The following is a 17,926-nucleotide window of genomic DNA, read 5'->3' on the forward strand; positions in this document are numbered from 1 at the left end:
TAACAGCCCCTAGAGCCGAAGCTTCGCGCGCGCCGCCAGCGCGAGTTCGCGCGCATGGCAATCCTCGACGTGGTCGTTGACCAGTCCCATGGCCTGCATGAAGGCGTAGACCGTCGTCGGGCCGACGAAGCTCCAGCCCCTCTTCTTCAGGTCCTTCGACATCGCCACCGATTCGGGCGAGGTGCTCATGGTCTGCAGGGCAGCATGCGTGATGCGGCGCGGCCGCGATGACGGGTCGGGCTCGAAGCCCCACGCATAGGCCGCCAGCGAACCGAACGCCTCGCGCAGTTCCAGCACGCGCTGAGCGTTGTTGATGGCCGACTCGATCTTGCCGCGATGCCGCACGATGCCTGCATCCCCGAGCAGCCGTTCCACATCCTTGGGGCCGAAGCGCGCGACGCGCTCGGCATCGAAGTCGGCAAAGCCGCGCCGGAAGGCTTCGCGCTTGTTGAGGATGGTGAGCCAGCTCAGCCCGGCCTGGAAACCTTCGAGGCACAGCTTCTCGAACAACCGCCGATCGTCCGTGACCGGGAAGCCCCATTCCTTGTCGTGGTAGTGCTGGTAGGCCGGCGTGGATTCGCACCAGCGGCAGCGCAGCGTGCCGTCGGCGCCGGCAAAAAGCCCAGGAGGTACTGGCATCGGCGACTACGCGGCTTCGCTCACGCGCACCAGCGCTTCGATCGCGAGCGGATAGCCCTTGACGCCGAAGCCGACGATGATGCCGCGCGCCGCCGGCGAGATGTAGGAGTGATGGCGAAACTCCTCGCGCGCATGCACGTTGGAGATGTGCAGCTCGACGAGCGGCACGCTCGCGCCCTTGATCGCATCGTGCAGCGCGATCGAGGTGTGGGTGTAGGCGCCCGGATTCATCACCACGCCGAACATGCGGCCGGCGGCGACCTCGCGGCCCGCTTCGTGGATCCAGTCGATCAGCTGGCCCTCGTGGTTCGATTGGCGGCATTCGATCTCGACGCCGAGCTTCGCGCCCGCCTCCTGGCACATGCGCTCGACGTCGGCCAGGGTTTCGTGGCCGTACTGAGCGGGCTCGCGCGTTCCGAGCAGGTTGAGGTTGGGGCCGTTGAGAACGAGGATCTTTTTCATGGCCCGTTTGTAGCAGGTGTTCGCCGGGGCAGCTACCGCCGAGAATGCAGGCGTGAACGACACCCTTTTCGAACGACTCGCCGGCCCGCTGCGCCTGGGTCTGGGCGGCGCGCCGCTGGGCAATCTCTTTGCGCCGCTCGACGACCAGAGCGCCGAGCGCACCATCGAGGAGGCCTGGCAACTTGGGCTGCGCTATTTCGACACCGCCCCGCTCTACGGCCACGGCCTCAGCGAACTGCGCCTGGGCCGCTCGCTGCGGAAGAAGCCGCGCGACAGCTTCGTGCTCTCGACCAAGGTCGGCCGCCTGCTGCGGCCCGACCCGGCCGCGCCCGAAGAGCGCGACGGCTATGTGCAAGGCCTTCCGCTCGCGCCGCACTTCGACTACAGCTTCGACGGCGCGATGCGATCGATCGAAGAGAGCCTGGAGCGCCTGGGCCTGGCGCGCATCGACATCGCCTTCGTCCACGACATCGACCGCCACACCCATGGCGAACGGCAGCCCGAACGCTTTCGCGAAGCGATGGACGGCGCCTACCGCGCGCTGGACCGCCTGCGCGCCGAAGGCGTGCTCGGCGCGATCGGCATCGGCGTCAACGAGTGGGAGGTGTGCCGCGATGCGCTGGCCGCGGGAGACTTCGATTGCATGATGCTGGCCGGCCGCTACACCCTGCTGGACGCCTCGGCCGCGCGCGAACTGGTTCCGCTGTGCGTCGCGCGAAAGGTCCGCCTGGTCCTTGCCGGTGTCTTCAACTCCGGCATCCTCGCGAGCGGCGCCACGTCGAATGCGCACTTCGACTACCGGCCTGCGCCACCCGCCGTGCGCGAGCGCGTCGAGCGCCTCGCCGGCATCTGCGCAGGCTTCGGCGTTGCGCTGCCGGCCGCGGCGCTGCAGTTCGCGCTGGCCTGCCCCTGCGCGGCTGCCGTGGTGGTCGGTGCGCGCAGCCCCGCGGAGATCGCGCAGAGCGTGGCGCACAGCCGGGCGCCCATTCCCGCGGCACTGTGGGACGCGCTGGCCAGCGAACACTGAGCCATGGCGGCGATCCGCATCGACGCCCACCAGCACTACTGGTCGCTCGCGCATCGCGACTACGGCTGGCTGCAGGACACGCCGGCGCTGCGCGCGCTCTATCGCGTCTTCTCGCCCGAAGACCTCGCACCGCTCCTGGACCGCGCCGGCATCGACGGCACAGTGCTGGTCCAGGCCGCGCCGAGCGAGGCGGAAACCTGGCGGCTGCTGGCTCTGGCCGCACATCCCGCCAGCCGGGTGCGCGCGGTCGTCGGCTGGACCGATCTGGCCGCGGCCGACGCGCCGCAACGCATCCGCAGGCTCGCGCAGGAGCCGCTCTTCAAGGGATTGCGGCCGATGCTGCAGGACATCGCCGATCCGAACTGGATCCTCGGTGCGCAGTTGCGGCCTGCCATCCGGACCATGATCGAACTGGGTCTCAGCCTGGACCTCCTGATCAAGCCGCAGCAGCTCGACGCCGCACTGGCTTTCGCGCAGCAACACCCGGACTTGCGCATGGTCATCGACCACGCCGCCAAGCCCGACATCGCTGGCCGGGCCTTCGAGCCCTGGGCCACGCAGATAGCACGTTTCGGCAAGGAGACGCAGGTGGGGTGCAAGCTCTCGGGCCTCGCCACGGAAGCAGGGCCGGGCTGGGACGCAGACACGTTGCATCCCTATGTCGATCACCTGCTGGCCTGCTTCGGCCCATCGCGCCTGATGTGGGGAAGCGACTGGCCCGTGCTCGAGCTGGCGGGCGACTACCTGCGATGGCAGGCCGTGTCCATGGAATTGCTCAAAGCCCTCCCGCCGTCCGAACAAGAGCAGGTATGGGGCACGAACGCGGCGGACTTCTATGGCATAAAGTGACGCGCGGGGATCGTCCTTCGCGCTTCTCCACTTCTTGCCCTCCCCCATGAAAACCAAAGCCGCCGTCGCCTGGAAATCCGCCGCTCCTCTTTCCATCGAAACCGTCGATCTCGAAGGCCCGAAGTTCGGCGAGGTGCTGGTCGAGATCAAGGCCACCGGCATCTGCCACACCGACTACTACACGCTCTCGGGCGCCGACCCCGAAGGCATCTTTCCGGCCATCCTGGGCCACGAGGGCGCGGGCATCGTGGTCGACGTCGGTCCCGGCGTCACGACGCTGAAAAAAGGCGACCACGTCATTCCGCTCTACACGCCCGAATGCCGGCAGTGCAAGTTCTGCCTTTCGCGCAAGACCAATCTGTGCCAGCTGATCCGCGGCACCCAGGGCAAGGGCCTGATGCCCGACGCTACCAGCCGCTTCAGCCTGGACGGCAAGCCGATCTTCCACTACATGGGCACCTCGACCTTCAGCAACTACACGGTCGCGCCCGAGATCTCGCTGGCCAAGATCCGCGAGGACGCGCCCTTCGACAAGGTCTGCTACATCGGCTGCGGCGTCACCACCGGCATCGGCGCAGTGATCTTCACCGCCAAGGTGGAAGCCGGCGCCAACGTGGTGGTGTTCGGCCTCGGCGGCATCGGCTTGAACGTGATCCAGGGCGCGAAGATGGTGGGCGCCGACAAGATCATCGGCGTCGACCTGAACCCGGCACGCGAAGCGATGGCGCGCAAGTTCGGCATGACGCATTTCCTCAACCCGAAGGAACACGCCAACATCGTCGACGCCATCGTGCAGCTCACCGACGGCGGCGCCGACTACAGCTTCGAGTGCATCGGCAACACGCAGGTGATGCGCCAGGCGCTCGAATGCACGCACAAGGGCTGGGGCCGCAGCATCATCATCGGCGTGGCCGAGGCCGGCGCCGAGATCAGCACGCGGCCCTTCCAGCTGGTCACCGGCCGCAAGTGGGAAGGCTCGGCCTTCGGCGGCGCGCGCGGGCGCACCGACGTGCCGAAGATCGTCGACTGGTACATGGAGAACAAGATCAACATCGACGACCTGATCACGCACACCATGCCGCTGGAAGACATCAACAAGGGCTTCGACCTGATGAAGCGCGGCGAGTCGATCCGAGGCGTGGTGCTCTATGAATGAAAACCCTCTGGGCAGCCTGCGCCGCGTGCAGGCCGGCGTGCTCAAGGTCGCCTTCCATGAAAGCGGTCCGGCCGACGGCCCGCCGGTGCTGCTGCTGCACGGCTTTCCCTACGACGTGCAGTCCTACGCCGAGGTGGCGCCGCAGCTCGCGGCCGAAGGCTGCCGCGTCGTCGTGCCCTACCTGCGCGGCTTCGGTCCGACCCAGTTCGCCGACGCGGGCACGCCGCGATCGGGCGAGCAGGCCGCGATAGGCGCCGACGTGCGGGACCTGCTCGATGCGCTGGCCATCCCGCGCGCGGTGCTCGCAGGCTATGACTGGGGTGGCACCGCGGCCTGCGTGGCCGCTGCGCTGTGGCCCGAGCGCTGCACAGGCCTGATCTCGGTCAACAGCTACAAGATCCACAACATTGCGGCTGCGAAACAGCCCATCTCGCCGGAAAACGAGGCGCGGTACTGGTACCAGTACTACTTCCATGCCGAACGCGGCCGCGCCGGGCTGGCGCAGAACCGGCGCGCGCTGTGCAAGCTGCTCTGGCGCATGTGGTCGCCGATCTGGCCCTTCGACGACGCGACCTACGAGCGCAGCGCGGCGGCCTTCGACAACCCCGATTTCGTCGACATCGTGATCCACTCGTACCGACATCGCCACGGGCTGGTGCCCGGCGATCCGGCATACGCGGCTTTGCAAGCCCGCCTCGCAGAGCAGCCGGACATCAGCGTGCCGAGCATCACCTTCGACGGCACCGATGACGGCGTGATGCCGGTCGGCGGCACGGCCGACCACGGCCATCATTTCATCGGCCGGCACGAGCACCGCGTCGTGCAGGGCGCCGGCCACAACCTGCCGCAGGAAAAGCCGCAGGCCTTCGTCGATGCCGTGCGCGACCTCGTGCATGGCAACATCGGCCGATGACCGACAGCCTGAAGACCCTTTCCGAACACCGCTGCTTCGGCGGCACGCAAAGCTTTCACGAGCACGCCTCACGCGAGATCGGCCTGCCGATGCGCTTCTCGGTGTTCCTGCCTCCGCAGGCGCAACAAGGCCCGGTGCCGGCGCTGATGTATCTCGCGGGCCTGACCTGCAACGAGGAGACCTTCATGGTCAAGGCCGGCGCGCAGCGCGTGGCGGCCGAGTTGGGCCTGGCGTTGATCGCGCCCGACACCAGCCCGCGCGGCCCCGCCGTCGAGAGCCTGCCCGGCGCGAGCGAGAGCTGGGACTTCGGCATAGCCGCCGGCTTCTACCTCGACGCCACCGAGGCGCCGTGGGCGCCGCACTGGCGCATGGAAAGCTACCTGGTTCATGAGCTGCTGCCGCTGGTCGCGCAGGCCTTCGCCGTCGACGGGCATCGCGTCGGGCTCTTCGGCCATTCGATGGGCGGCCACGGGGCGCTCACGCTGGCGCTGCGGCATCCGGGGCGCTTCAAGTCGCTCTCGGCCTTCGCGCCGATCTGCGCGCCGACGCAGTGCCCATGGGGCGAGAAGGCTTTCGGCGGCTACCTTGGCGCCGACCGGAGCGCCTGGCTCGCGCACGATGCCTGCGCGCTGATGCAGTCGCAGACGGCGCCGCCCTACCCGGCCGGCATCCTGGTCGACCAGGGGCTGGCCGACAAATTCCTTGCCGAGCAATTGCATCCGCACCTGCTCGAGGCCGCCTGCCGCGCGGCGGGACAGCCGCTCACGCTGCGCCGCCACGCCGGCTACGACCATGGCTACTACTTCATCCAGAGTTTCATGGCGGACCACCTGCGCCACCATGCCGGGGCATTGGCTTGAGCGAGTTCGTCCGGAGCCTGCACGAGGTCTTCGAGCGCTTCGGCCGCATCGAAGCCAGGCGCATGTTCGGCGGCCACGGCATCTACCACGAGAGGCGCATGTTCGCGCTGGTGGCGCGCGACACGCTCTACCTCAAGGCCGACCCGCAAAGCGTCGCGCATTTCGACCGGCTGCGATTGCCGGCCTTCGAGTACACGAGGAACGGGAAGACCATGCAGATGTCCTACCGGGAAGCGCCGGCCGAGGTGTTCGACGACCGCGACGAAGCCGCGCTGTGGGCCCGGCGCGCCTGGGAAGCCGCCTTGCGATCCGGCACCGCGCAGAAGAAGCGATCGAAAGCACCATGACCGGACTGCCGCCTCCGCTGCCCGAACGCGAGCAGATTGCCCTGCTCGACACCTTCGAAGGCCTCGGCCTGCAGCAGATCCACGTGGTCGACACGCCGCAAAAGGCCGAACAGGCGGTGGCGGCGCTGCGGGCCAGCGGCGTGGTCGGCTTCGATACCGAATCCAAGCCGACCTTCGCGAAGTTCGAGGTCTCGGGCGGCCCGCACGTGCTGCAGTTTGCGACGCGCGATGCGGCCTGGCTGTTCCAGTTGCACCGCGTTGAATTCCGCGGAGTGCTGGCCGGCCTGCTGGCGTCGACCGAACTGGTCAAGGTCGGCTTCGGCCTTTCTTCCGACCTGAGCCTGATCCGGCAGCGCTTCGGCATCGAGCCGCAGGCCGTCTTCGATCTGGACACCGAGTTCCGCCGCCGCGGCTACCGCAAGTCGGTCGGTGTGAAGACGGCCGTGGCGCTGGTGTTCGACCGCCGCTTCGTGAAGTCGCGCAAGGCCACCACCTCGAACTGGGCCAACAAGCAGCTGAGCGATGCGCAGTTGCGCTACGCGGCCAACGATGCCTACGCGGCGATCCGCGTTTACGAGGCGCTGGGGCTCACGCCGCCGGCATGCTGATCCTGCTGCAGCCAGGCCCGGACCTGCTCCACGAGCCGGTCCCTCGGTGCCGACGCCTCGACGGCCAGCACGCCCGGCTCCCCGATGGGCGATTCGAGGGTCGCGAACTGATTGGCCACCAGGCTGGGCGGGAACATGTGCTCGGCAGCGCGCGCCGCGACGCGGCGTTCGGCCTCCTCGCGTGACAGATCCATGAACACGAAGCGCAGCCCCGGCGCCGCGGCGCGCAGCCGCTCGCGGTAGTCACGCTTGAGCGCCGAGCAGGTCAGCACCGCGCCCTGGCGGTGGCCGGCGATTTCCCGGCCCAGCGTGGCCAGCCAGCCGGCGCGGTCGTCATCGGTGAGGGCGATGCCGGCGCTCATCTTCTCGACATTCGCCGGCGGATGAAAGTCATCGCCCTCGATCAGCGGCAATGTGAACTCGGCGGCCAGCGCCGCACCCAGGCTCGACTTGCCGCAGCCCGAGACACCCATGACAACGATCCACAAACGATTCATGCGTCAACTTTAGAACAGACTGCCCTGCCCCGCTGCGCCGGGTGGCCGGAACGCGCCGAGATCGAGCGCGATGCGCTCGCGGTTGAAGCCGAGGCGCTTCGCCGCCTTCTCGAAGCGCTGGCGGATCAAGTCGGCCCACAGGCCGCTGCCCACCATCCGCGTGCCGAAGTCGGCGTCGTAGTCCTTGCCGCCGCGCATCTCGTGGATGCGCGCCATGATGCGGCCCGCGCGCTGCGGGTAGTGCAGCTCGAGCCACTGCTTGAACAAGGGCGCCACTTCCCAGGGCAATCGGATCACCGTGTAGAAGGCGCTGCGCGCGCCGGCCTCCCAGGCGGCTTCGAGCACCTGCTCCATGTCTTCGGTGACGAAGGGGATCTGCGGCGCCACGCTCACGCCCACCGGCACGCCGGCCTCGGCTAGCGTGCGCACGGTGCGCAGCCGCCGGTGCGGCGCCGCGGCGCGCGGCTCCAGCTTGCGCGCGAGTTCGCCGTCGAGCGAGGTGATGGTCACGTAGACCGCCGCCAGGCGCTCGGCCGCCATCGGCGCGATCAGGTCGAGGTCGCGCTCGACCGCGCTGGACTTGGTGACGAGGCCGAAGGGATGGCGCGTCTCCTTCAACAGCTCGATCACCGAGCGCGTGAGGCGCAGCTCGCGCTCGATCGGCTGGTAGCAGTCGGTGGCGGTGCCGATCGCGATGTGGCTGGGCCGGTAGCTCTTGCGGCCGAGTTCGGCGCGCAGCACCTCGGCGATGTTGCGCTTGGCGATCAGCTTGGTCTCGAAGTCCAACCCCGGCGAGAGGTTCAGATAGCTGTGCGTGGGCCGCGCAAAGCAATAGATGCAGCCGTGCTCGCAGCCCCGGTAGGGGTTGATCGATCGGTCGAAGTGGATGTCGGGCGAATCGTTTTCGCACAACACCGACTTCACGTCTTCGAAGCGCACCTCGGTTGCAAGCGGCGGCAGTGGCTCGGCGGCGCCCTCTTCGAGCGTGCCCCAGCCGTCGTCGTAGGCGTCGCGCACGTCGCGCTCGAAGCGGTGCGGCAGGCGGGTGGCCGCACCTCGGCCCTTGAGCGCATGGACGGGAATGAAAACATCGGCCATGGTGAAAGCCTTTCGAAAACTGTATAAACATACAGTATTTCACCAATCGACGAGCGCCGCATCGAACTTACATTTCTCTATTGACAGAAATTTCGAAAACCATAAACTCGATCGCGAGGCCACACCATGCAACTGACCGAAATCCAACGCAAGTTCGTGCTCCATTGGGGCGAGATGGGGTCCCTGTGGGGTGTCAACCGCACCGTGTCGCAGATCCATGCCCTGCTCTTCGCGCACGGCAAACCGCTGCATGCGGAGGAGCTGTCGGAGACGCTCAACGTCGCCCGCTCCAACGTGAGCAACAGCCTGAAGGAACTGCAGGCCTGGAACCTGGTGCGCGTGATCCACGTGCTGGGCGACCGGCGCGACTACTTCGAGACCAGTGTCGACGTGTGGGAGCTGTTCCGCACCGTCGTGCGCGAGCGCAAGGAGCGCGAGTTCGACCCCACAGTGCGGGTGCTGCGCGAGATCATCGCCAGCCCCGACTTCGCCAAGGAGCCTGCCGATGCGCAGGACCGCATCCGATCCACCATGGAACTCATGGCCAAGCTGGGCACCTGGGCCGACGAGATGCTGCGGCTCTCGCCCGGCACGCTCGACAAGGTGCTGACGCTGGGCGCCAGCGTGCAGAAGTTCGTGCGCGGCGATGCGAGCCGCGGCAAGGACGATCCGGATGCACACCACGCCAGCCTGCCCATGCTTTGAGCTTTTTTTGAGCTTTCATTTCTGTTTTGACTGAAACATCGAGAAGAGTCAGACCCGGAGCAGCACCATGACCACTTCATTGAACGTCCTCGTCTGCGGCGCCAACGGCTTCATCGGCAGCCGCATCGCCGCTGCGGTGCTGAAGGCGGGCCACCGCGTGACCTGCGGCAGCGCAACGCGCCTGCGCAACGACCTGCCCCATCTGCCGATCGATTATTCGCACGACACCGATGCCGCGACCTGGCTGCCGCGCCTGGCGGGCTTCGACACGGTGATCAACGCCGTCGGCGTGCTGCGCGACAGCGCGCGCCGGCCGATACAGGCGGTGCACACCGACACGCCGGCCGCGCTCTTCCAAGCCTGCGCGCAGGCCGGGGTGCGCCGCATCGTCCAGATCTCGGCGCTGGGCATCGGCCGCAATGACCAGGACAACCCGACGCAGTACGCGCGCACCAAGCGCGACGCCGAAGCCGCACTGCAAGCCCTGCCCGCCGGCGGCCCGTCGTGGATCGCGCTGCGGCCCTCGGTCGTGCTCGGCCAGGGCGGCGACGCGACAAAGCTGTTCCACACGCTGGCCGCGCTGCCTGTGCTGGCAATGCCCGCCCCCGCGCTCGCTGCCAGGTTGCAGCCGGTCTATGTGGAGGATCTGGCACATGCCGTGGCGGTGCTGGCCGACCCGGCATCGCCCTTCCGCGGCGTAGTGGAGTTCGGCGGTGCGCGCGCGATGACGCTGGCCGAACTGATCGCCACCTTGCGCAGCGCGCGCCGCGGCGGGGCCCCGAAGCCGGCGCACCTGCTGCGCCTGCCTGCATGGGTGGGCGTGCTGAGTTCGCGCGCGGGCGACTTCGTACCCGGCCTGCCGTGGTGCACCGACACCCGCATGATGCTCGAGCTCGACAACGTCGCGAGCAATGCGCCGCTGCGCGGCTGGCTGGGCACCGAGCCGCGCGACCTGCGCGATTTCGCCGGCACCTTGTGAATCAACTTCGAGGAAAGCACCTCATGAGCGACACCCTCCCGCAACGCATCGCGCTGCCGGCACCTGCCGCGCCCTCGCATGCCCCCGTGACGCCGAGCGACACGCAGGACTACTTCACCGAGGTCGCCGACGACTACCGCGCGTGGAGCCCGGGCTACAACATGCACTTCGGCTTCTGGCGTGCAGGGCTGAATCCGTTGCGCCGCGAGGGCATGCTGGTCGAAATGAACCGTGCCGTGGGACGCGCGCTGCAGCTCGACGCCGCACGGCCGGCCTGCGTGGTCGACCTCGGTTGCGGTGCCGGCGCCACCGCGCGCACGCTGGCCATGGAGCACCCCAGGCTCTATGCGGTGACCGTGACCAACGTGGCAGTGCAGAACACGATCGCGGCCCGGCTCGATGCTGGCGCCGGCGTGGCCGACCGCGTGGCGCACGTCGAGGCCGACTACACCCGCACCGGTCTCCCCACTGCGCAGGCCGACGGCGCGTGGGCGGTCGAGAGCGCCTGCTATGCGAGCGGCGCCGCCAAGGCCGACTTCGTCGCCGAAGCGGCGCGTCTGCTCAAGCCCGGTGCGCGCCTGGTGGTGATCGACGGCTTCCTGCTGCGCCGCCGGCCCGGCCGCATCGCCGGCTGGCTGCACCGGCTCTGGGCCGACAGCTGGGCCGTGCCTACGCTGGCCACGCGCGGCGATTTCGTCGCTGCGCTGCAGAGCCACGGCTTCGCGCAGGTCGAGCTGAAATCGCTGCGCTGGCGCGTGGCGCCGAGCGCGCTGCACATTCCCGTGCTGGCGACGCGCTTCACGCTGGCCGAGCTCTGGAAGGCGCGCGGCCGCCTCTCGCCCTGGCGCCGCAAGCACATCGTCGCGAGCTACTGCGCCCTCGCACTGGGCCTGTTCTGGCGCGACTTCGACTACTGCATGGTGACCGCCGTGCGCGACGCGAGCGAGGCGGGCCGCGCATGAGCGAGGACGCGCCCCAGGCCGAGCGCCGCGCCCCCGCCCACATCCCCGCACCCCCCGCCGTCCAGCTGCCCTTTCATTGGCTGCTCCCGTTCGTCGGCGGCGCTGCCGCGGCCCTGGTCATGCGCCTGGTCTTCAACGCCTCGCCCGGCCAGCGCTACTCGGCGATGCTCGGCAGCTTCATCTACCTGGCGCCGGTGCTCTGCGGCGCGGTCACGGTCTACCTCGCCGAGCGCAGCCGCCGGCGCAGCTTCTGGTACTACCTCTGGGCGCCGTGGTGCGCCACCGCGCTGTTCGTGGGCGGCACGCTGATGATCTACATCGAGGGCCTGATCTGCGCCATGGTCATCGTGCCGCTGTTCGCGCTCATGGGCAGCCTGGGCGGCCTGATGATGGGCGTGGTCTGCCGCGTCACCGACTGGCCGCGGCCGACGCTCTACGGCATCGCGGCCCTGCCGCTGCTGCTCGGTGCGATCGAGCCCTCGCTGCCCGATCCGCAGCAGCTCTCGAGCACCTCGCGCACGATCTTCATCGCGGCGCCGGCCGAGCGGGTCTGGCAATCGCTCAACGATGCGCGCGACATCCGGCCGGAGGAAGTCGGCGATGCCTGGGCCTACCGGATCGGCGTGCCGATGCCCGTGGAAGGGCGGACCGAGGAAAGCCCCGAAGGCCGGGTGCGCAAGGTGCGCTGGCAGAAGGACGTGCATTTCGACGAGCTCATCACCGAATGGGAACCGCCCGCGCGCTTGAAGTGGCGCTACCGCTTCGCGCCCGACTCCTTTCCCGCCGGCGCGCTCGACGACCACGTCGTGATCGGCGGCCACTACTTCGACCTGCGCGACTCGGCCTATACGCTCGCGCCGCGCGACGGCGGCACCGAACTGCGCATCGACGTGTCCTGGCGCGTCAGCACGCGCTTCAACTGGTACGCGGACCGGGTCGCGCACTTCTTGCTGGGTGACTTTTCCGAGCACATCCTGCGCTTCTACAAGGCGCGCAGCGAAGCGCCTTCCGCGTGATCCTGCTCAGAACTCCGCGTCGAGCTCGTCGATCTCCTCGGGCTCCAGCTTGGCCGCCTCGATCCACTCCTGCATGGCCGGCAGTTCGATGATCCGCTTGCAGTAGGCGGCGCAGGCGCGGTCGAGCGCGACGTCGTAGGTCATGAAGCGGGTGACCACCGGTGCGTACATCGCATCCGCCATGCCGGGCTCCTTGCCGAACAGGAAGGGGCCGTCGCAGGCCTTCAGGCACTCGCGCCAGATTTCGACGATGCGATCGATGTCGGTCTGAGCGCGCGACCAGATCTTGAAGTTGGGAAACCGGGCCTTGATGTTCATCGGCAAGGCGCCGCGCATCGAGCCGAAGCCCGAATGCATCTCGCCGCAGATCGCGCGGCAGTGGGCGCGGGCCTTGACGTCGGCCGGCAGCAGACCGGCCTTGGGCTTGATCTCGTTCAGGTATTCGCCGATCGCGAGCGTGTCCCAGACCTTCACGCTGCCGTGCTGCAGCGAGGGCACCAGCATCGAGGCCGACAGCAGCAGCATCTCGGCCTTCATGGCCGGGTCGTCGGGCGGGATCACCTTTTCGACGAAGTCCAGCCCCGCCAGCCGGCACATCAGCCAGCCGCGCAGCGCCCAGGCGCCGTAGTTCTTGCTGCTGATCGTGAGAACGGGTTTGCTGCTGCTGGCCATGCTGACGCTCCTCGGTTGCCGGGATAGGCAAGCAGCGTGTGCAAGGCCTGTGCCACAACAGTGCATGCCGCCCACACCCCGGCGCGCGCCTTGGCCCGCAAATTGCCTGCAACAGCTACATATGTTGTACAGGGCCTACCAGACCAGCACCGACCTGCTCTCTCCATCGCGGCTCGCGGCGCAGTACCTCGGCAGCTCCCTGTGGCAGCAGAACTCGCAGCGCAGTGCGGCGCGGCGCATCGCCGCTGCCATGGAGGTCTACTCGCGCATGCGGCTCACGCACACGCGGCCGGCCTATGGCATCCGGAGCGTGACGGTCGACGGCGAAGAAGTGGCCGTGCACGAGGAGGTCACGCTGGCCGCGCCCTTCGGCACCCTGCTGCACTTCCGCAAGAACAGCCGCTTGGCACATCCGCCGGTGCTGCTGGCCGCACCACTTTCGGGCCACTTCGCGACCCTGCTGCGCGAAACCGTGCGCACCCTGCTGCGGGACCATGACGTCTATATGACCGACTGGCACAACGCCCGCGACGTGCCGCTCTGGCATGGCGGCTTCGGCCTGGACGACTACACGCTGCAGCTCATCGAGTTCCTCGAAGCCATCGGACCCGGCGCCCACATGGTCGCAGTCTGCCAGCCCTGCGTGGCGGCGCTGGCGGCCACCGCGCTGATGGCCGAGGACGACAACCCGGCCACGCCGCGCAGCCTCACCTTGATGGCCGGGCCGGTCGATTGCCGCATCAACCCGACGGCCGTCAACAGGCTCGCGAACGAGCGTCCGATCGGCTGGTTCGAGCGCAACCTGATCAGCCGCGTGCCCTGGCCGCATGCGGGCATGATGCGCCGCGTCTACCCCGGCTTCCTGCAGCTCACCGCCTTCATGAGCATGAACCCGGAGCGTCACAAGCAGCAGTTCCAGAAGCTTTTCGAGTATCTGGTCGAAGGCGAAATCGAGAAGGCTGCCACCATCCGCGATTTCTACGACGAGTATCTGGCGGTGAACGACCTGCCGGCCGAGTTCTACCTGGAGACGGTGGAGCGCGTGTTCCAGACCTACGACCTGCCGCGCGGCGCGCTCACCGTGGGCGAGCGCAAGGTCAACCCCGCCGCCATCCGCCGCACCGCACTGCTGACCGTCGAAGGCGAGCGCGACGACATCTGCGCGGTCGGCCAGACGGTGGCGGCGCAAGACCTCTGCACCGGCGTGCGCCCCTATCTCAAGACCCACCACCTGCAGGCGGGCGTGGGGCACTACGGCGTGTTCAGCGGCAGCAAGTGGAATGCGCAGATCTATCCGCGCGTGCGCGAGGCGATCCACACGGCCGCCGAGCTGCACTGAATCCACTTCGTGCAGGCCACGAACATCAAGGAGCGAGGACCTACGAGGACTCGTCTTCCGCCGGCCAGTCGCGGATATAGGCCTTGAGCATCTTGTTCTCGAAGTTCTGGCTGTCGACCACGGCCTTGGCGACGTCGTAGAAGCTGATCACGCCCATCAGCATGCGCTTGTCCATCACCGGCATGTAGCGGGCATGGCGCTCGAGCATGATGCGGCGGATTTCGTCGAGATCGGTTTCGAGGGTGCAGGTGACCGGATGGTCGTCCATGGCTTTGCGCACCAGCGTGCCGCCGACCTGGCCGCCGTTGCCGACGATGGCGACGATCACTTCGCGGAAAGTGAGCATGCCCACCAGGTCGCCATGCTCCATGACCACCAGCGAGCCGATGTCCTTGTCGGCCATCGTGTTGACCGCGTCGGACAGGGGTTCGTCGGGCGTGACGGTGTAGAGCGTGTTGCCCTTCACGCGCAGGATGTCGCTGACTTTCATCGTATTGCTCCTCGCTTGCTCGGCGGCGTGCCGATTTGAATATAGCCCACAATGACCGCCCGTCCCCAGGCCCACGTCGGCGTCGCAGGCATTGCGCGCGCAGCGGGCATTGCAGAAACGACCATCGAAAGGCTCCCATGCCCGGCTATTCCGACCCCGGCTTCGACACCCTGGCGCTGCACGCCGGCGCCGCGCCCGATCCCGCCACCGGCGCGCGCGCGGTGCCGATCCATCTCACCACCTCCTTCGTCTTCGAGTCGAGCGACCATGCGGCCGCGCTTTTCAATCTCGAGCGCGCGGGCCATGTGTACTCGCGAATCAGCAACCCGACCAACGCGGTGCTCGAACAGCGCGTGGCCGCGCTCGAAGGCGGGATCGGCGCGATCGCGACCGCCAGCGGCCAGGCCGCGCTGCACCTCTCGATCGCGACGCTGATGGGCGCGGGCTCGCACATCGTGGCGAGCACCGCGCTCTACGGCGGCTCGCAGAATCTTCTGCACTACACGCTGCGGCGCTTCGGCATCCAGACCACCTTCGTGAAGCCGGGCGACCTCGACGGCTGGCGCGCCGCCATCCGGCCGGAGACCAAGCTGCTGTTCGGCGAGACCGTGGGCAATCCGGGCCTGGATGTGCTCGACATCCCGGCGGTGAGCGAGATTGCGCATGCGGCCGGCGTGCCGCTCCTGGTGGATTCCACGCTGACCTCGCCCTACCTGATCAAGCCCTTCGACTGGGGCGCCGACCTGGTCTACCACTCGGCCACCAAGTTCCTCTCGGGCCACGGCACGGTGATCGGGGGCGTGGCGGTCGACGGCGGCAGCTTCGACTGGGAACGCTCGGGGAAATTCGCGGAGCTGACGCAGGCCTACGACGGCTTCCACAACATGGTCTTCAGCGAGGAAAGCACGGTCGGCGCCTTCCTCTTGCGCGCGCGGCGCGAGGGGCTGCGCGACTTCGGCGCCTCGATGAGCCCGCACACGGCCTGGCTGATCCTGCAGGGCATCGAGACGCTGCCGCTGCGCATGGAACGCCACATCGACAACGCGCAGAAGGTGGTCGAGTTCCTGGCGGCGCATCCCTTCGTGGCGCACGTCGGGCACCCGCTGCTCGAATCGCATCCGAGCCACGCGCTGGCGGGCAAGCTGCTGCGCCACGGTGCCAAGGGCGCGGGCGCGGTCTTCAGCTTCGACCTCAAGGGCAACCGCGAGCAGGGCAAGAAGTTCATCGAGACCCTGAAGCTCTTCAGCCATCTCGCGAACGTGGGCGATTGCCGCAGCCTGGTGATCCATCCGGCGAGCACCACGCACTTCCGCATGACGGACGAAGCGCTGGCCGGCGCGGGCATTACGCAAGGCACCATCCGGCTGTCGATCGGGCTCGAAGACCCCGCCGATCTGATCGATGATCTCAAGCGCGCGTTGAAGGCCGCAGAGAAGGCAGGTGCGTGATGGATCTGGTCGTCAATGGTCATCGCACCTACTGCTACACCGCGGGCAAGCCGCTCGATGCCGAGAAGCCGACCGCGGTCTTCATCCATGGCGTGCTCAACGACCACAGCGTGTGGATCCTGCAAAGCCGCTGGTTCGCCAACCACGGCTGGAACGTGCTGGCGGTGGACCTGCCCGGCCATTGCAGGAGTGGGGGCCCGCCGCCCGCGAGCGTCGAGGAGGCCGCGCAGTTCGTCGTCGCGCTGCTTGATGCAGCCGGCATCGGCAAGGCGGCCCTGGTCGGCCACAGCTTCGGCTCGCTCATCGCTCTCGAAGCGGCTGCGCGCGTGCCGCAGCGGGTCACGCACCTGGCGCTGGTCGGCACGGCCTACCCGATGACCGTCTCGCCGGCGCTGCTCGACGGTGCACTGAACGATCCGCAGCGCGCGATCGACATGGTCAACACCTTCTCGCATTCGCTGCTGGCGCCGCCGCCCTCCTCGCTGGGTCCGGGCACCTGGGTCTACGGCGGCGCGCGCGCGCTGATGCGGCGCGTGCTGGCGAGCAACCGCGAGGCCAACGTGTTCCACATCGGCTTCAAGGCCTGCAACGACTATGCGAACGGCGAAGCGGCGATCGGGGCCGTGCAGTGCCCGGTCCTGTTCCTGCTCGGCGATGCGGACCAGATGACGCCGGCGCGCGCGACCCGCGCGCTCATCGCCAAAGCATCCGGGGCCCAGGTGCTCACCGTCAGGGCCGGCCACCAGCTGATGTCGGAAGCGCCGGACGAGGTGCTGTTCGCGCTGCGGGACTTTCTCAGCGCAGCGCGTTGATGTCCACGGTTTCGACCAGCGGCGTGGGCGCGCCGCGCCTGGCGACGGCCAGCATCGCGCGGCCCACCTGTTCGCTGGTGGTCACGTGGCGCGGCGCCAGGCGCCGCAGCAGGCCGAAGAAGGGGCTGGCCAGCACGTAGGTCCAGCGGTAGAGCGCCACCTTGGAACGCACGCCGTGCAAGGGCTGGATGAAGCCGGGGCGGAACATGTAGGCCGCCTTGAAGGGCAGGCGCATCAGCGCGTTCTCGGTCGCGCCCTTGACGCGCGCCCACATGCTGGAACCGCGCTCGCTGCTGTCGGTGCCGGCGCCGGACACGTAGACGAAGGTCATCTGCGGATTGAGCCGCACCAGCACCTTGGCGGCGGCCAGCGTGAGGTCGTAGGTGACGTGCCGATAGGCTTCTTCGCTCATGCCCGCGGACGAGACGCCGAGGCAGAAGAAGCAGGCGTCGAAACCCGAGAGCTGTTCACGGACGACCCTTAAGTCGAAGAGGTCCGGCACGATCAGCTCGCGCAGCTTCGAATGGGTCTGCCCGGTCGCGCTGCGCCCGACGCTCAGCACCCGCGACACACCGGCATCGAGCAGGCATTCGCGCAACACGCCCTGGCCCACCATGCCGGTCGCGCCGAAGAGCAGGACGTTCATGGCTAGCCGACGCAGAAGGCGTCGGGTTCCCGGGCCAGCGCGCGCAACAGCGTGTCGACCTCGGCGGCCGAGGCCCGCGCCGGCTGCAGCGCGCTGAGCATGCGCGCCAGCGTTTCTGCATGCGGCAGCAGCGGACCGAGGAAGCGGGTCCCGGACTCGCCCGCCACCAGGATGGTCGGGAAGGTCTCGACGTCGAAGTCGTCGGCCAGGTCGGCGTGGTCCTCGATGTCGACCCAGGCAAAGCGAAACTGCGGATGCGCGCGCGCCACCTGCTCGAACAGCGGCCGGTACTCGCGGCAGGCGCCGCACCATTCGGCGCACAGGCAGACCACCCACAGGGCGTCGTCGGCCAGGTCGAGTCTTGCGGGAATGGTCGAGTCGTTCAAGGTTGAATGGATGAG

At 68.2% G+C, this 17,926-nt stretch carries 22 protein-coding genes; 14 read left to right on the forward strand and 8 right to left on the reverse strand.

Features of this window, described 5'->3' with window-relative positions; all coding sequences use genetic code 11:
* Nucleotides 1-9: 9 nt before the first annotated feature.
* Complete coding sequence (locus AC3A6B_RS00630; protein ID WP_487834817.1) at nucleotides 10-639, reverse strand: DNA-3-methyladenine glycosylase I; 630 nt, start codon at nucleotides 637-639, stop codon at nucleotides 10-12.
* A 6-nt stretch (nucleotides 640-645) separates the two neighbouring features.
* A complete protein-coding gene (gene aroQ / locus AC3A6B_RS00635) occupies nucleotides 646-1,101 on the reverse strand; it encodes a type II 3-dehydroquinate dehydratase (protein WP_093103183.1) in 456 nt (151 codons plus the stop codon).
* Between the two features lie 52 nt (nucleotides 1,102-1,153).
* On the opposite strand from aroQ, the gene AC3A6B_RS00640 reads away from it, so the two are divergent.
* Genes AC3A6B_RS00640 through AC3A6B_RS00670 form a run of 7 tightly spaced genes read left to right on the forward strand, consistent with a single transcriptional unit; the run spans nucleotide 1,154 to nucleotide 6,861 of the window.
* Complete coding sequence (locus AC3A6B_RS00640) at nucleotides 1,154-2,128, forward strand: aldo/keto reductase (protein ID WP_487834818.1); 975 nt, start codon at nucleotides 1,154-1,156, stop codon at nucleotides 2,126-2,128.
* Nucleotides 2,129-2,140: 12 nt separating this feature from the next.
* The gene (locus AC3A6B_RS00645; protein ID WP_487835226.1) at nucleotides 2,141-2,977 is read left to right on the forward strand and encodes an amidohydrolase family protein; all 837 of its coding nucleotides are present in this window, start codon (nucleotides 2,141-2,143) and stop codon (nucleotides 2,975-2,977) included.
* A gap of 46 nt (nucleotides 2,978-3,023) precedes the next feature.
* On the forward strand, nucleotides 3,024-4,133 hold the full coding sequence (locus AC3A6B_RS00650) for an S-(hydroxymethyl)glutathione dehydrogenase/class III alcohol dehydrogenase (protein ID WP_487834819.1): 1,110 nt from the start codon (nucleotides 3,024-3,026) through the stop codon (nucleotides 4,131-4,133).
* On the forward strand, nucleotides 4,126-5,046 hold the full coding sequence (locus AC3A6B_RS00655) for an alpha/beta fold hydrolase (protein WP_487834820.1): 921 nt from the start codon (nucleotides 4,126-4,128) through the stop codon (nucleotides 5,044-5,046). Before AC3A6B_RS00650 ends, AC3A6B_RS00655 begins: the two co-directional genes overlap by 8 nt.
* On the forward strand, nucleotides 5,043-5,906 hold the full coding sequence (gene fghA, locus AC3A6B_RS00660) for an S-formylglutathione hydrolase (protein ID WP_487834821.1): 864 nt from the start codon (nucleotides 5,043-5,045) through the stop codon (nucleotides 5,904-5,906). The genes AC3A6B_RS00655 and fghA overlap by 4 nt, the downstream gene beginning before the upstream one ends.
* Complete coding sequence (locus tag AC3A6B_RS00665) at nucleotides 5,903-6,253, forward strand: TfoX/Sxy family protein (RefSeq protein WP_487834822.1); 351 nt, start codon at nucleotides 5,903-5,905, stop codon at nucleotides 6,251-6,253. Before fghA ends, AC3A6B_RS00665 begins: the two co-directional genes overlap by 4 nt.
* Entirely contained in the window at nucleotides 6,250-6,861 is a 612-nt protein-coding gene (locus tag AC3A6B_RS00670; RefSeq protein ID WP_487834823.1) for a 3'-5' exonuclease, read from the forward strand. The genes AC3A6B_RS00665 and AC3A6B_RS00670 overlap by 4 nt, the downstream gene beginning before the upstream one ends.
* Here AC3A6B_RS00670 and AC3A6B_RS00675 read toward each other — a convergent pair.
* Both AC3A6B_RS00675 and AC3A6B_RS00680 read right to left on the reverse strand, forming a co-directional pair.
* The gene (locus AC3A6B_RS00675) at nucleotides 6,825-7,358 is read right to left on the reverse strand and encodes a gluconokinase (protein WP_487834824.1); all 534 of its coding nucleotides are present in this window, start codon (nucleotides 7,356-7,358) and stop codon (nucleotides 6,825-6,827) included. The two genes, AC3A6B_RS00670 and AC3A6B_RS00675, sit on opposite strands and share 37 nt — an antisense overlap.
* A 9-nt stretch (nucleotides 7,359-7,367) precedes the next feature.
* Nucleotides 7,368-8,456, reverse strand: a complete 1,089-nt coding sequence (locus AC3A6B_RS00680) for a PA0069 family radical SAM protein (RefSeq protein WP_487834825.1) — start codon at nucleotides 8,454-8,456, stop codon at nucleotides 7,368-7,370.
* 126 nt (nucleotides 8,457-8,582) lie between these two features.
* Here AC3A6B_RS00680 and AC3A6B_RS00685 point away from each other — a divergent pair, with 126 nt between their 5' ends.
* The 4 genes from AC3A6B_RS00685 to AC3A6B_RS00700 all read left to right on the forward strand — a co-directional run bounded on the left by AC3A6B_RS00685 (nucleotide 8,583) and on the right by AC3A6B_RS00700 (nucleotide 12,118).
* Nucleotides 8,583-9,161 (forward strand): GbsR/MarR family transcriptional regulator, encoded by a 579-nt coding sequence (locus AC3A6B_RS00685; protein WP_487834826.1) that lies wholly within the window; start codon nucleotides 8,583-8,585, stop codon nucleotides 9,159-9,161.
* 67 nt (nucleotides 9,162-9,228) lie between these two features.
* A complete protein-coding gene (locus AC3A6B_RS00690; protein WP_487834827.1) occupies nucleotides 9,229-10,140 on the forward strand; it encodes an NAD-dependent epimerase/dehydratase family protein in 912 nt (303 codons plus the stop codon).
* Between the two features lie 23 nt (nucleotides 10,141-10,163).
* The gene (locus AC3A6B_RS00695) at nucleotides 10,164-11,102 is read left to right on the forward strand and encodes an SAM-dependent methyltransferase (protein WP_487834828.1); all 939 of its coding nucleotides are present in this window, start codon (nucleotides 10,164-10,166) and stop codon (nucleotides 11,100-11,102) included.
* The gene (locus AC3A6B_RS00700) at nucleotides 11,099-12,118 is read left to right on the forward strand and encodes an SRPBCC domain-containing protein (RefSeq protein WP_487834829.1); all 1,020 of its coding nucleotides are present in this window, start codon (nucleotides 11,099-11,101) and stop codon (nucleotides 12,116-12,118) included. The genes AC3A6B_RS00695 and AC3A6B_RS00700 overlap by 4 nt, the downstream gene beginning before the upstream one ends.
* Nucleotides 12,119-12,124: 6 nt before the next feature.
* Here AC3A6B_RS00700 and AC3A6B_RS00705 read toward each other — a convergent pair whose 3' ends face one another.
* The gene (locus tag AC3A6B_RS00705; RefSeq protein ID WP_487834830.1) at nucleotides 12,125-12,790 is read right to left on the reverse strand and encodes a glutathione S-transferase; all 666 of its coding nucleotides are present in this window, start codon (nucleotides 12,788-12,790) and stop codon (nucleotides 12,125-12,127) included.
* Nucleotides 12,791-12,911: 121 nt separating this feature from the next.
* Between AC3A6B_RS00705 and AC3A6B_RS00710 the strand changes: the two genes are divergently transcribed.
* Entirely contained in the window at nucleotides 12,912-14,129 is a 1,218-nt protein-coding gene (locus AC3A6B_RS00710) for a polyhydroxyalkanoate depolymerase (protein ID WP_487834831.1), read from the forward strand.
* A gap of 40 nt (nucleotides 14,130-14,169) precedes the next feature.
* On the opposite strand, the gene AC3A6B_RS00715 is transcribed toward AC3A6B_RS00710, so the two are convergent.
* Nucleotides 14,170-14,619 carry a CBS domain-containing protein gene (locus tag AC3A6B_RS00715; RefSeq protein ID WP_214683586.1) on the reverse strand — a complete coding sequence of 150 codons (450 nt, stop codon included), beginning with the start codon at nucleotides 14,617-14,619 and terminating at the stop codon, nucleotides 14,170-14,172.
* 137 nt (nucleotides 14,620-14,756) lie between these two features.
* On the opposite strand from AC3A6B_RS00715, the gene AC3A6B_RS00720 reads away from it, so the two are divergent.
* Together AC3A6B_RS00720 and AC3A6B_RS00725 are read left to right on the forward strand one after the other, a co-directional pair.
* A complete protein-coding gene (locus AC3A6B_RS00720) occupies nucleotides 14,757-16,067 on the forward strand; it encodes an O-acetylhomoserine aminocarboxypropyltransferase (protein WP_487834832.1) in 1,311 nt (436 codons plus the stop codon).
* On the forward strand, nucleotides 16,067-16,879 hold the full coding sequence (locus AC3A6B_RS00725; RefSeq protein ID WP_487834833.1) for an alpha/beta fold hydrolase: 813 nt from the start codon (nucleotides 16,067-16,069) through the stop codon (nucleotides 16,877-16,879). Before AC3A6B_RS00720 ends, AC3A6B_RS00725 begins: the two co-directional genes overlap by 1 nt.
* Here the strand turns inward: AC3A6B_RS00725 and AC3A6B_RS00730 are convergent.
* Both AC3A6B_RS00730 and AC3A6B_RS00735 read right to left on the reverse strand, forming a co-directional pair.
* Nucleotides 16,863-17,525, reverse strand: a complete 663-nt coding sequence (locus AC3A6B_RS00730) for a Rossmann-fold NAD(P)-binding domain-containing protein (RefSeq protein ID WP_487834834.1) — start codon at nucleotides 17,523-17,525, stop codon at nucleotides 16,863-16,865. The two genes, AC3A6B_RS00725 and AC3A6B_RS00730, sit on opposite strands and share 17 nt — an antisense overlap.
* A gap of 2 nt (nucleotides 17,526-17,527) precedes the next feature.
* Entirely contained in the window at nucleotides 17,528-17,911 is a 384-nt protein-coding gene (locus AC3A6B_RS00735) for a thioredoxin family protein (RefSeq protein WP_487834835.1), read from the reverse strand.
* Between the last annotated feature and the right edge of the window lie 15 nt (nucleotides 17,912-17,926).

The sequence above is a fragment of the Variovorax sp. Soil_C_33 genome, from assembly GCF_057656935.1.